This window comes from Vibrio sp. S9_S30, assembly GCF_014694455.1.
GTDB lineage: Bacteria > Pseudomonadota > Gammaproteobacteria > Enterobacterales > Vibrionaceae > Vibrio.
Genome location: NZ_JAAUWT010000009.1, coordinates 165,371 through 177,135 on the forward strand (window position 1 = coordinate 165,371; position 11,765 = coordinate 177,135).

The window sequence follows — 11,765 nt, forward strand, 5'->3', positions numbered from 1 at the left end:
ATTTAATTGAGAAAAATTAATCCAATTTAAGCTCAATAATATTAAATGGGTGAGTTGCTTTGGAACAACTTCCCTCTTTTTTCCAATAATTTTCCCCTTGAGTCGACGTGACGTATACGTTATTCGAGATAGGAACAAAAGTGGCAGGGGAAGGAATATTATCCGCAATAACTTCGACTTCACCCGTTTTAATATCGATAGCGTTAAATTTTCCTTGATTACCCTTTTCAATGGCACCCAGTCGACCATCAGGTAAGAATCGGATTCCATCCGCATTGAATTTTCGGCTCAGAGGTAATAAATTCACGTCCCCTTTATTCCCGTCTTCATTGATGCCGATAGAGAAAATTTCACCTGTTTTTTGGTTGGTGACAAACAGTACGTCTTGGGTATTATTTAGCTCAATGCCATTCAGTGTCCAAAGGCGATCGGATAGCTTTCCGCCGATAGCCCAAACGGATATTGTATTACCATCATACTTTAATATCCGACCATGATATGAGTCAGTAGCATAGATATTTCCTTTATCGTCAGATACTAAGTCATTACAAAAGCCACCACCTGGAAAATCGACTTTTTGAATAGGGGTGCCTTTTTCAAGGTCAAAGAGGTGAATGGCGGTAGGCTTGCTTCCGTCAAAACGACCATCACCAACGTTTTTGTGAATAATGCCAGGGTCAGCTGAGCAGGCAAGCAGGCGGTTATTGCTTTCATCAACGTAGACACCAAGCGTTGACACGAGTCCATTGGTATTGGGTTTGATAAATTCTTTACCTGTTTTCGCTCCGGCTTCAATCCTCAATATGCTGCCTTGCTGCATTGAGCCCACGTACATCGTGCCATCAGATTTGGCTGAGATCCCTTCCGGGAAAATACATTCACCCTCTAAGGATATATCGGCAAAAGCTTGAGCTTGATGAAAGAAAAGAGAGGCAAGTACAATGTGAAAATATTTTAATTTCATTGCGAATCCTTTTGCTATTAATTAATCATTTAAAGTGCACTAATTTTTCATACACACTTTCGACAAGCCTTAACGTTTCTAAATTTGAATGAGCCGAAGTCTCAAATTCTTTTCCACTTATTAAGCAGTCAACAAAATGCTGAGTGGCTAAGTGGAAAGGAATTGAATATTCATTTTCTATTTTTTCAGTCCTGTCAGTGTCTCTTTTTGATAAAGTGACATGATGATTAGTAATGACAGCCCTCCCTTCCTCTCCCATTATTTCTAGCTTGTCTTCAGGTAAAGAAGGAGAGCCCGCTGCCGCAAAACTTCCGTCTAAACTAATAAGCGTATTATCCTCGCTAGAAAATAAAATTAATGCGGTGTCTTCTCCAGATAAATCTGTGGTATTTAAATTCGTAGCAGAGGAATAGATAACGCTTAGTTTTCCAAATAAGCTTGCCAACACATCTATGTGATGGATAAGCGATTCAAATATAAGAAGCAATACAAATTCAGATAAATAGGGCTGACGCATTAAATAAAAAGGAAGAGCGTCGCTATCCTTTCTAAAATATCCGCTACTACGGACGGTTAAATTGACTCTTTTTATTCTGCCTAACTCACCACTTTCAAGTATTTGTTTGGCCTTCTGGAAATGCGGTTTAAACCGTGTGTTTTCGTGTACCATCACACGAGCCTTTCCATCGCAGTAGTTGCAAAGCTCTTCGGCTAACTTAGCCGTGGGTGTTAAGGGTTTTTGGCAAATAACATCAATGCCTTCGTTTACACACAATTTCGTCAAAAACGCATGGGTTTCTACTGGAGTGATAATGTCTACAGCGTCCAAATGTTCATTTTTCAGCATGTCCTCTACGCGCTCATAAATGGCGGGAATACCAAAAGCGTCGGCTTTTGCCTTGGCGTTCTCCTGATTCACATCGGTGATCGCTACCACGTTTGCTTCCGAGCATTGACGCCACGCTTGCAAATGGAATTCAGAGATCGCGCCAGCACCAATGATCCCAATCTGGAGTTTACTGTTGTTCATGTGTTTACCTTGATTTGTAAAAATTAAGTCACTTCAAAACTCAACACGGTGAGCTTTGAAGTGATACAGCTGTTTATGCATCAATACATAAAGGCGTTTTGTCCCCAATCTTTATACGATTCACGGTAAGCAGAGTAGTGTTCCCAGATTTCTTTGAATGCGGCACTAGACTTGACTTCTTCCTGAATAACTTTGTCTTCCCAAACTTTTTTCAGCTTGGCGATTTCTTCATCCGGCCAGCGGTGGAATGTGACACCATCATTATTACGAAGACGAACCATAGCCGGTCCTTGCAGTGATTCACCTTCCGCCAGCGTGCGTGTCAGGTTTTGATCACAGGTCATCTTGATAGACGCTTGCTGTGCAGGAGTGAGTTTGTCCCATGCATCTTTGTTGATCAGCAGATCGTTCAGGCTAGCTTGTTGCTGCCAAGCAGGGAAGTAGAGGTGTTTCATGATACGTTGGAAGCCTTGTTGCTCATCGACAGCGGGCATAGAGTATTCGCCCGCATCAACGGTTCCACGTTCGAACGCTGCGTAGAGTTCCCCACCAGGGATAAGCTGGGCTGAGATGCCAAATTCGTTCAGTACCTTTCCGCCTAAGCCAAACATTCTGAACTTTTTACCTTTAAGCTCATCAAATGAACCCACTGGTTTCGGATACCAACCGCCACTTTCAGCGGATTTCACTGAGCAGAAAAAACCCACCATGTTGTGTTTAGCCAAAATTTTGTCATAGAACTCCTTACCACCGCCATACATTAGCCAAGATAAATACTCTGGCACTTGCGGACCGAACGGAACGGCCGAGAACATCACGAGAGCGGGTTCCACACCTTGGCTATACCCAGGCGTACCGAACGCTGCGTCTATGGCTCCGGTTGACACGGCTTCCCAATATTGGGTGGCAGGAACCAAGGCGTTAGGTTCAAAAACCTTAACCTTAAAGTCTCCGTTAGACAGCAGCGCGGTGTTATCAACCAAGCGCTGCAAGGCGGGTCCATCAATGGGGGTGGAAGTGCTAAAAGAGCTGTGCACTTTCCAGACTTGTTTTTTTGCTAGGGCCTGAGGAGCCGTTACGAGTGTTGCTGCAACAGCAAGTGACATTATCGTCCTTGTATATGTCTTCACTTTTATTCTCCATTTAAAGCAAATAAATGTTTATTGTTCGTTCACTGCAACGTTAGGGGCTCAGGATATTGAGCATTAACATTCCGGTAACAACACTGAGAGTAAAAGTAATCATGTTGTGTGTCAACATTTATACTACATATTTTTGGTTAAATTTTAACCTATTTTTGTTCGGGATTGATATCGTAGAACAACCTAGACTGGCCCGATAGTATGTGATCTCTCATGGCGTCTCGCGCGCCTTTTGGGTCGCGGTCAATGATCATTTGGTAAATCATTCTATGCCCTTCAAGCACGTTTTTTTGGCGCAGTTGACCTGTCATTAAAGACATCCCTCTCGTCAGTTTCATACCCGTTATAATTTGCTCTGAAAATGATTCATATGATTGAATTATAAAGTCATTCTTGCTTGCTATTACTACCGATTTATGGAATGCAAAATCGCTTTTTTCTTCCACTTTTCCTGATTCCAGAGCCGCTGTTAAGTTTGCCAGTGCTTTCTCCATACTTTGAATTTCTGCTCGGGTGGCACGTAATGCAGCGAAATAAGCGGCTTCAGGTTCAATGCAGCGCCGAAATTCAAGGCAGTGTTGAAGATCGGCTAGGCTGGATATTTTGGCGGATTGTCTAACAACTTTGTCAGGCGTGACAGCAATAAAAGTACCTGAGCCCCTTCTGGATTCTAGAACACCATCACTTTTTAGCCGAGCAAGCGCTTCTCTTATAATGGCTCTTGAAGAGGAGAAATTCTCACAAAGCTCGGATTCTGAAGGTATTTTATCTCCAATGCAGTACACTCCCTCTACAATGCGTTTTTGTAACTCATCATAAATTTGGTCAGAAAGTCCCATACAGATCTCCTTATTCATATTTTGCTTAATAATATTGTTGACATGAAATGTATGACAACTATAGGGTATATTTACTCGATACTATAACAAGGATAGCCAACTTGTTTTAGACAAGTTAGCAGTAATCGACAGGGATCTCGATGAAAATAATCAAAATTGAAACAATTCAATGCAAGGAATTCAGTAATATACTCTGGATTCGAATTCATACCGATGAAGGTATTGTGGGCACTGGGGAGACGTTTCGCAATCCTGAAGCCGTGGCGACACATATTCATGAAACTTGTGCGACTTATCTTTTAGGCAAGGACCCAATGAGAGTGGATTACCTGATTGGGCAACTCCGTCACAGTATTGGAAGTTATTACCGTGGTTACCCGACTCGAAGCGTCGAGACCAGAGGCACTTCGGCCATTGATATCGCGCTCTGGGATATTGTTGGTCAGGCACTTAACGCCCCGCTTTACACTTTGTTTGGTGGGTTGGTTAATGAAAAGGTTCGCGTCTATAACACTTGCGCCAGCCCTCAATATAACGCGATCAGCCGGGCTGGGCGCGAAACCGTTAACCCATCGTCACTTTTGGATGCCCCTAAAACTGGCGATGACCTGTGGGCTCAGTTTAATGCCCCCGATGAGTTGGCCGAGAGCTTGCTTGAACAAGGCATCACGGCAATGAAGATCTGGCCGTTTGACCGATTTGCCTACAACTCTCAAGGCCGCGAAATCCGGCTGTCTGACATTAAACAAGCGTGCGAACCCATTGAGCGCATCCGAAAAGCGGTCGGCGACAAAATGGACATCCTTCTAGAACTTCATGGGCTATGGTTGCCTCAACCCGCACGTCAAATCGGCAAAGCCATCGAAGAGTATGGTTTGTATTGGGTCGAAGAACCGATGGCAATGCACCGTCTTGACGATTTGGAACGGTATGCCAATGAGGTGTCAACGCCCGTTTGTGGCAGTGAATGCATGGGAACCAAAGAGTGGTATCGGGATGCGTTTGCACGAGGGGCAATTGATATCGCCAACTTTGATATAGCTTGGGTTGGTGGGTTGACGGAAAGTCGCAAAATTGCTGCTTTGGCAGACAGTTTTGGTCGCACTATTGCTCCTCATGACTGTACGGGACCAATTGTACTTGCCGCAAACAACCATCTTGCTTTGTCTCAGAGTAACACCTTAATCAGCGAATGTGTCCGTTCTCATATTGATGGCTTCTATCAGGAGATCGTAACGGAGTTACCTATAATTGAGGATGGGTACATCCAGCCGACGTCTGGGGCTGGGTTAGGTACTCGATTGAGCGATAAATTTTTGTCGCGAAAGGATCTCACTATTAGGGAAATATCGTTATGAGCAGCCATGAACATCCCAACGTGCTTTTAGTCACTGGTGCTTCTCAGGGAATCGGTGCCGCGATAGCGAAACGGGCTGCCCAGCAAGGCTATACCGTGGCCATCCACTATCATCAGTCCGTGTCTAAGGCCAGTCAGGTTCTTGAAGAGATCAGGCGTGACGGAGGTCGGGGCGCTATTTTTCAAGCGGATTTACGGGTAGAAAGCCAAGTTGTGAAGTTGTTCGACAATGTTCGCGAAGGGCTTGGTTCCATTTCTCATTTGGTGTGTAACGCCGGTCAAAGCAAGGACATTTATATTCGCGAATTTTCGAGCGAAAACATACATGAACTGCTCGATCTGAATTTTGTTTCTACCGCGCTATGTTGCCGAGAAGGCGTTAAGCAGATGAGTGAGGGGAGCGGTGGAGTGATTGTGAACATCTCTTCACGGGCAGCCGCATTAGGGGGGTTGCCGGGGCGAACTCTTTATGCCGCAGCAAAAGGGGCGATTGACAGCTTTACCATAGGGCTTGCAAAAGAAGTGGGCCCTCAGGGAATTCGAGTGGTTGGTGTGCGTCCCGGTCCAACGATTACCGCGACTCATGAAAAACGCGGTGGGGAAGAGCGACTCAACGCCATTATGCAAGGGACCGCCATCGGTCGCCCAGGTAAGCCAGAAGAAATTGCTGACGCTGTCCTCTATTTACTCTCTCCTAATGCGACGTTTGTCGCTGGAACCTTGATTGATGTGAGTGGGGGAAGGTAATCATGCTGAAAAAATTACTCGCATTCTCCAACAGAATCGATGCGCTCGTTTCCAACGTTGGTCGGATAAGTGCTTGGCTGGTAATCCTCATGATTGTCGTGTCCATAGCCGATGTTATCACCCGACGCTTTTTGGTGTATGGCTCGGCTGCGATACAAGAGACGGTTTGGCATTTGCACGCGTTACTTTGGGCGTCGTGTCTCGCGTGGGGGTACATAGAACATGCCCACGTCCGTATTGAGTTACTCGAACGATTTATTTCATATCGGCTTAAGCACGTGATTGAGTTGATTGGGTGCTTGGTTTTTCTTTTGCCATATTGCGCCATCTTAACCTACTACGGAATGGAATACGTTAGTAGGGCATTTGAAGCGGGAGAAGTGTCTGCAAGCCCAGGAGGGCTACCTTATCGCTGGATCAGCAAGTTGATCATTCCATATTGCATGACACTCCTTGGATTGGTGGCAATATCAGGCGCGATGCGATCATTGGTTTTTATCATCAGTCCTGCGCAATCCCAATCGCATGCCGATAACAACAATTAACAGGGAATTTATGTCATGTTTGAAGCTGAAACGCTTGCCGTATTAATGTTTACTGCCTTGGCACTGTGTATTTTCTCGGGTCTTCCCGTTGCCTTCGTGATGGCCGGAATCGCTTGGATCTTTGGCACAATCGCCGTCTTAATGGATCATCTAAGCTGGATCAACTTATTTGCAATCGTGCCAAGAATCTTTGGCTCGGCTGCTGAAACTATGGTTCTCTCTGCTGTACCGTTGTTCATTTTTATGGGGTGCATGATGGAGAAAAGTGGTATCGCAAGGGACTTGCTTACCGCTTGCCAATATTTGCTACGCAAAGTGCCGGGAGGCTTGTCGCTTGCCGTGGTCATGATGGGCACCGTGTTGGCGGCAACAACAGGAATTGTTGGTGCCTCGGTCGTCATGATGAGTGTACTTTGTTTACCGGTTATGCTCAAAAATCGCTACGACCCTTCTTTTGCTACTGGCACGGTAGCGGCATCCGGAACCTTAGGCATTCTTATTCCACCAAGCATCATGTTGCTTGTATTGGCTGAAATGTTGTCTATTTCGGCTGGTGTATTGTTTATGTCGGCCATGTTACCGGGGCTTTTGCTCGCGATGCTTTACATGATGTATGTTATGGCGGTTGCCAAAATTAAACCAGAACTTGCGCCGAAACCCGACGAAAACCCGACCAACGAGTCATTAATGTCGGCGTTAGGAAAGTTGGTTCCGACGGTGATGCTGGTGGCTTTAGTGTTGGGGTCAATTCTGGCTGGCTGGGTGACGCCGACGGAAGCCTCTGCCGTTGGGGCGTTTGGTGCCTTATTGCTCGGTTATTACGCGGTCGTTATTAACAAGCGGCGACCTGAGTTGGAAAAAGGTGCTTCTACCAAAAGTCGCAATGAAGAATTCATGTCCGCGCTTTCACTGGCAGTAAAAACGACGGCGCTGACTAATGCCATGCTGTTTGCCATCATCATTTGTGCCACGGCTTTCTCCTACGTTTTCCGTTTGCTGGGCGGGGACGACGTGGTTATCAATCTGATTCAGTCATCGGGGTTAAGTGCTTGGCAGGTGCTCGGCATTATTATGTTGATGACGTTTGTGCTGGGATTCTTCTTAGAATGGATTGAGATCAGCCTTATCTTGTTACCCGTGTTTGGTCCCATCGTGGCGGGCTTGGATTTTGGCGAGCACATCGACAGTTACGACATTCTATATTGGTTTGCGATTTTGATGGCGGTGAACTTGCAGAGTTCTTTCCTTACGCCTCCTTTTGGTACGGCTCTGTTTTACCTCAAGGCTTCCGCCCCTAAATCAATTACATTGCTGCAGATATACAAAGGCATTGTTCCATTTGTATTGTTGCAGTTAACCGGGTTGGCGCTGATCGCCTTGTTCCCAGCGCTAGCCACTTGGCTCCCCGAAGTATTGAAATAAAGTAGGTAGAGAGTGATGTGTACACTTAAAGAGAAACTCAGAAACCGAGACGTACTTTTAGGGCTATGGGTATCCATTCCCAATGCCTATCAAGTGCAAGCGCTGGCGTCTTGTGGTTATCACTGGCTGCTAATTGACATGGAACATTCACCGATTTTTCTTTCAGACATGGTTCCGCTGTTGCAAGCAGCCAGTGCCGGAGATGTCGATGTGATTGTTCGCCCAGATAGTCACGATCCCATTCAGATCAAGCGCCTTTTGGATCTGGGGGTAACCAACTTTTTGTTCCCCTATGTCCAGTCAGAAGAGGAAGCCAGAAAGTTGGTTCAGGCAACTCGCTACCCACCAGAAGGCATTCGAGGGGTGTCTGGCTGCACCCGTGCAAGTGGGTTCGGCATGCGAGCTCATTATGCTCGGCAAGCTAATGATGAGATTGGCATCATTATCCAAATCGAAACGGTGTCTGCCATCGAACACATTCATAGCATGGCGAAAGTGCCGGGTGTGGATGGCATGTTTGTTGGTCCAGCCGATTTGGCTGCTGATATGGGACACCTTGGTCAACCCAATCATCCGCAAGTTCAAGCTAAGGTGAGAGACGCTCTTGCCCGAATAGAAAGAGCTGGTAAAGCCAATGGTTTGCTGACTTTCGATCAACAATTCGCGCAGAAATGTATTCAGTCTGGATGCCAGCTAGTTGGCGTTGGAGGCGACCTTTCTTTACTCGTGAATTCTGCTCAACAGTTGGTAGGTAACTTCAGATAACATTGTCTGTGGTTTTTGGTATTGACTTAGTCGATATTTGTCCGCAGCCCCTGCGGACTTTTTTTTTATTTGTATACGAGCTGCCTGCTGGTAAGTATGGTTAACATCACTTCTTTTATCCCATGACAATTCACTTATCTAATGACAACCCACTTATCTAATGACAGCCCACTGGCGCTCCGACTTAATGTCCGTTTAACGAACTCAATACGTTCTGTTTGCTGAATTGTCAGTCGTTGATTTTGGAGTATTGAACTACGTAACCGTCGACAAAGACGGTGAGCTTTTTCTCGTTTGTTTACGCATCCTGCGTCCTAGCAAAAAGCTTGACCGAAAGTGAAAATAACAACGCCCGATACAGCGTATCGGGCGTTGTTATTCCATACATCAACTCATTTAAGAATGGCTTTCCACACCCGTTTAATTCAATTCTGCGAAAATGGCTTCAGCACTCACTACGCCACCTGAAATAGACAGGCTACTGAATGGGACAAGCTCTTCCGGAGCGGAGGGTTTCTTAACCAACAGATCTGGATACTTTGTTGAGTGGTTCATCAGCAATTCTTTCAGCTCTATTGCCGATAAATCTGGGTATCGAGACCAAACCAATGCCGCCACGCCTGAAACAACCGCTGCACTCTGACTTGTGCCATCAAACTTGGAGGTATCGTTGTCCACCCCGGTAGATAATATATCGTCACCAGGTGCGAATATATCAACCGTTTCTTGCCCGAAGTTACTGATATCAAGAACAAAGTTTTCATCGGCAAACTTTGAAGAAGCACCGACCTCAATCCACGTTGGGATAGCGCCATAGTGCGGCACGAATCGGGTTGGATAACTTACTGTAATGTCGAGGTCTTTACTATCGTTCATCGCAGAGTGAACAAGCAATACGTCTTGACTGGCAGCATAGAGGGACGCGTTATCAACAAGGTACTTGCGAGGTGAGTAGCCCTTACCAAAGCTCATGTTGATGATTTTTGCGCCGTTATCGACCGCATAACGAATCGCATTGGCGACGTCTTTGTCGCGCTCATCCCCATGTGGTGATACGCGTAATACCATGATTTGCGCGTAATCTGCGATACCATCTATGCCTACACCATTTCCACGCTCTGCGGCAATAATACCTGCCACGTTCGTGCCATGATCTTCTTTACCACCTAATAAATCGTTATTACCGTATACTCTTTCCCAAGGGTTGTATGGGTTGTCTACAGCGATGTCTCTGCGAGGGTCAAAGTCTAAGTTGTAGTGGTAGTTAATGGCTGCTTGAATGTCGCTTTCAAGCCTGTTTAAACCATCAAAAGAGTAAAAGGTTTCAAATAAGGTAATCAGTTCTTGCGCAGCAGTAACCACTGTAGGGTCGGAATGAGTCAGCAATTCCTTAAGCCCTTTTTTCGAGAAATCGGTGTGCTCGATGACGGCTAAGATATTGGCTTTGTGCTGATTTGCTTGATCAATGACGTCATAAAGCCTAACTATTGCTTCTTGGTTGTAAGCGACAGAGTATAAATAGTTGGCTTCCACGTTTTGGTAATAGGCTTTCATATACGGCGGGATCCAGTACCCTGCCGCCTGAAGTCTGAGGTATTTTTTGTACTCTCGGGTCACTTCTTTGGTGTCGTAAATGATATTGGCCCCAAATGAGTTCCCCAAGAAGTTCCAACCATGAATGTCATCAATGTAGCCATTGCCATCGTCATCTATGCCGTTGTCTGGAATTTCATCTTCGTTTGTCCACAGCTTATTTTTTAAGTCTTTGTGTTCTATATCCACGCCTGTATCCAATACCGCGACGATGATAGGCTGTGGTTTAAGTTGTGGCATAAGGTGGCCGTAAACAAAATCGATGCCAGAACCATGAATCTCTGAAGAGTTTGGCGATGCATTGAACCAATCGTTGCGGTGATCCTCTGGGTCGCTGAACCGGTTGCGATAACGCTCAGTAGGTTGGACGATTTGAGAATCGTAATTTTCAACGATGGTGCCTTTCGCACGTTGGATAAAAGGCGAGTTGGTAGGGTCTTCCCCGTTACGAGCAAAGGTGGAAAAGCTACAGCAAGCGGTAACGGCGACGATGAGCACTGAATGTTTATATCCTTTATTCATGTTATATCCTTCTTATTAATCATGTGGCCAATCACTGCACAGAAAATAATCAGAATAAAACAGAATTTCATTGGTTAAATTTATAAAATGAGCATACGATTCCATAACTTTATGTATTTTATATAAAAATATAACCAAGTCTCAAATGTGAGATGGGTATCTCCCGATGACCATCATGGTTATCGGGAGCTCAGTATGTTACAGAACTTTCTTAATCGCGGCTTCTGCACAGGCGACATCAAGGTGACCACCCGGTGCACCACCTACGCCAATTGCGCCGATGATTTGGTTATCCACTTTGAGTGGAATGCCACCTGCTAACAGCAACAAGTTGTCGTCCATGTCTTTTAACGGTTGCAGAATGGGTTTTTCTGAAATGGTTTTCATTAGGTTCGCTGTTGGTTGTTTCATGCTGGCTGCGGTGAACGCTTTTTTACGTGAGCTTTCTAGCGTGTGAGTGCCTGCATTGTCTGCACGCAGCTGGGCGACCACGCGCCCCGCCGTATCAACAACCGTGGTGCTCACGCGGTAACCTTGTGAATGACATTGGTTCACCGATTCCATCGCTAATTTAAACGCGGTTTGTGAAGCAATATTAGCGACGTTCACGGTCTTACTTTCTGCGGCGAAAACATTCGCGCTCATCAGCCCAGTTACGGTAAGTGCAGCAGCGATAGCAGTGTGTTTGATGTTCATTTTTTCTTCCTCATTATTGGCGGTTTTTGTTTGACGAAGCCATCATATAAAAAGGGGGATTACGGAATGCTTTCACCAAGATTACAAACTTGTAATGTTCAATTTATCCGCAAAAAAACGGTTAGAATATTCCCCGTAGGGCA

Annotated in this window: 11 protein-coding genes; 5 read left to right on the plus strand and 6 right to left on the minus strand. The window is 45.5% G+C overall.

The features are described 5' to 3' along the window. Nucleotides 1-16: 16 nt before the first annotated feature. The 4 genes from HC752_RS12730 to HC752_RS12745 all read right to left on the minus strand — a co-directional run bounded on the left by HC752_RS12730 (nucleotide 17) and on the right by HC752_RS12745 (nucleotide 3,975). Nucleotides 17-964: an SMP-30/gluconolactonase/LRE family protein gene (locus HC752_RS12730; protein ID WP_190335536.1), complete on the minus strand. Its 948-nt coding sequence runs from the start codon at nucleotides 962-964 to the stop codon at nucleotides 17-19. A gap of 25 nt (nucleotides 965-989) precedes the next feature. Continuing rightward, complete coding sequence (locus HC752_RS12735) at nucleotides 990-1,994, minus strand: Gfo/Idh/MocA family protein (RefSeq protein WP_190335537.1); 1,005 nt, start codon at nucleotides 1,992-1,994, stop codon at nucleotides 990-992. Between the two features lie 80 nt (nucleotides 1,995-2,074). Then, nucleotides 2,075-3,100: a TRAP transporter substrate-binding protein gene (locus HC752_RS12740; protein WP_190335538.1), complete on the minus strand. Its 1,026-nt coding sequence runs from the start codon at nucleotides 3,098-3,100 to the stop codon at nucleotides 2,075-2,077. 185 nt (nucleotides 3,101-3,285) lie between these two features. Continuing rightward, nucleotides 3,286-3,975, minus strand: coding sequence for a FadR/GntR family transcriptional regulator (locus tag HC752_RS12745; RefSeq protein ID WP_190335539.1), 690 nt, complete (start codon nucleotides 3,973-3,975; stop codon nucleotides 3,286-3,288). A 140-nt stretch (nucleotides 3,976-4,115) separates the two neighbouring features. On the opposite strand from HC752_RS12745, the gene HC752_RS12750 reads away from it, so the two are divergent. The 5 genes from HC752_RS12750 to HC752_RS12770 are packed head-to-tail and all read left to right on the plus strand — an operon-like array spanning nucleotide 4,116 to nucleotide 8,811. After that, the gene (locus HC752_RS12750) at nucleotides 4,116-5,333 is read left to right on the plus strand and encodes a mandelate racemase/muconate lactonizing enzyme family protein (protein WP_190335540.1); all 1,218 of its coding nucleotides are present in this window, start codon (nucleotides 4,116-4,118) and stop codon (nucleotides 5,331-5,333) included. Then, nucleotides 5,330-6,079: an SDR family NAD(P)-dependent oxidoreductase gene (locus HC752_RS12755; protein WP_190335541.1), complete on the plus strand. Its 750-nt coding sequence runs from the start codon at nucleotides 5,330-5,332 to the stop codon at nucleotides 6,077-6,079. Before HC752_RS12750 ends, HC752_RS12755 begins: the two co-directional genes overlap by 4 nt. Before the next feature lie 2 nt (nucleotides 6,080-6,081). Next, nucleotides 6,082-6,624 (plus strand): TRAP transporter small permease subunit, encoded by a 543-nt coding sequence (locus tag HC752_RS12760; RefSeq protein ID WP_190335542.1) that lies wholly within the window; start codon nucleotides 6,082-6,084, stop codon nucleotides 6,622-6,624. Nucleotides 6,625-6,639: 15 nt separating this feature from the next. Next, complete coding sequence (locus HC752_RS12765) at nucleotides 6,640-8,046, plus strand: TRAP transporter large permease (RefSeq protein WP_190335543.1); 1,407 nt, start codon at nucleotides 6,640-6,642, stop codon at nucleotides 8,044-8,046. 15 nt (nucleotides 8,047-8,061) lie between these two features. Continuing rightward, nucleotides 8,062-8,811, plus strand: a complete 750-nt coding sequence (locus HC752_RS12770; protein ID WP_190335544.1) for an HpcH/HpaI aldolase family protein — start codon at nucleotides 8,062-8,064, stop codon at nucleotides 8,809-8,811. 420 nt (nucleotides 8,812-9,231) lie between these two features. Here the strand turns inward: HC752_RS12770 and HC752_RS12775 are convergent, their stop codons facing one another. Beyond that, the gene (locus HC752_RS12775) at nucleotides 9,232-10,926 is read right to left on the minus strand and encodes a S8 family peptidase (RefSeq protein WP_190335545.1); all 1,695 of its coding nucleotides are present in this window, start codon (nucleotides 10,924-10,926) and stop codon (nucleotides 9,232-9,234) included. 198 nt (nucleotides 10,927-11,124) lie between these two features. After that, nucleotides 11,125-11,622, minus strand: a complete 498-nt coding sequence (locus HC752_RS12780) for a GlcG/HbpS family heme-binding protein (protein ID WP_190335546.1) — start codon at nucleotides 11,620-11,622, stop codon at nucleotides 11,125-11,127. Between the last annotated feature and the right edge of the window lie 143 nt (nucleotides 11,623-11,765).

What these genes read in the sequence shown, in the direction of transcription:
- HC752_RS12730 (WP_190335536.1), bottom strand. Translation starts at nt 964, where the DNA reads ATGAAATTAAAATATTTTCACATTGTACTTGCCTCTCTTTTCTTTCAT.
- HC752_RS12735 (WP_190335537.1), bottom strand. Translation starts at nt 1,994, where the DNA reads ATGAACAACAGTAAACTCCAGATTGGGATCATTGGTGCTGGCGCGATC.
- HC752_RS12740 (WP_190335538.1), bottom strand. Translation starts at nt 3,100, where the DNA reads ATGTCACTTGCTGTTGCAGCAACACTCGTAACGGCTCCTCAGGCCCTA.
- HC752_RS12745 (WP_190335539.1), bottom strand. Translation starts at nt 3,975, where the DNA reads ATGGGACTTTCTGACCAAATTTATGATGAGTTACAAAAACGCATTGTA.
- HC752_RS12750 (WP_190335540.1), top strand. Translation starts at nt 4,116, where the DNA reads ATGAAAATAATCAAAATTGAAACAATTCAATGCAAGGAATTCAGTAAT.
- HC752_RS12755 (WP_190335541.1), top strand. Translation starts at nt 5,330, where the DNA reads ATGAGCAGCCATGAACATCCCAACGTGCTTTTAGTCACTGGTGCTTCT.
- HC752_RS12760 (WP_190335542.1), top strand. Translation starts at nt 6,082, where the DNA reads ATGCTGAAAAAATTACTCGCATTCTCCAACAGAATCGATGCGCTCGTT.
- HC752_RS12765 (WP_190335543.1), top strand. Translation starts at nt 6,640, where the DNA reads ATGTTTGAAGCTGAAACGCTTGCCGTATTAATGTTTACTGCCTTGGCA.
- HC752_RS12770 (WP_190335544.1), top strand. Translation starts at nt 8,062, where the DNA reads ATGTGTACACTTAAAGAGAAACTCAGAAACCGAGACGTACTTTTAGGG.
- HC752_RS12775 (WP_190335545.1), bottom strand. Translation starts at nt 10,926, where the DNA reads ATGAATAAAGGATATAAACATTCAGTGCTCATCGTCGCCGTTACCGCT.
- HC752_RS12780 (WP_190335546.1), bottom strand. Translation starts at nt 11,622, where the DNA reads ATGAACATCAAACACACTGCTATCGCTGCTGCACTTACCGTAACTGGG.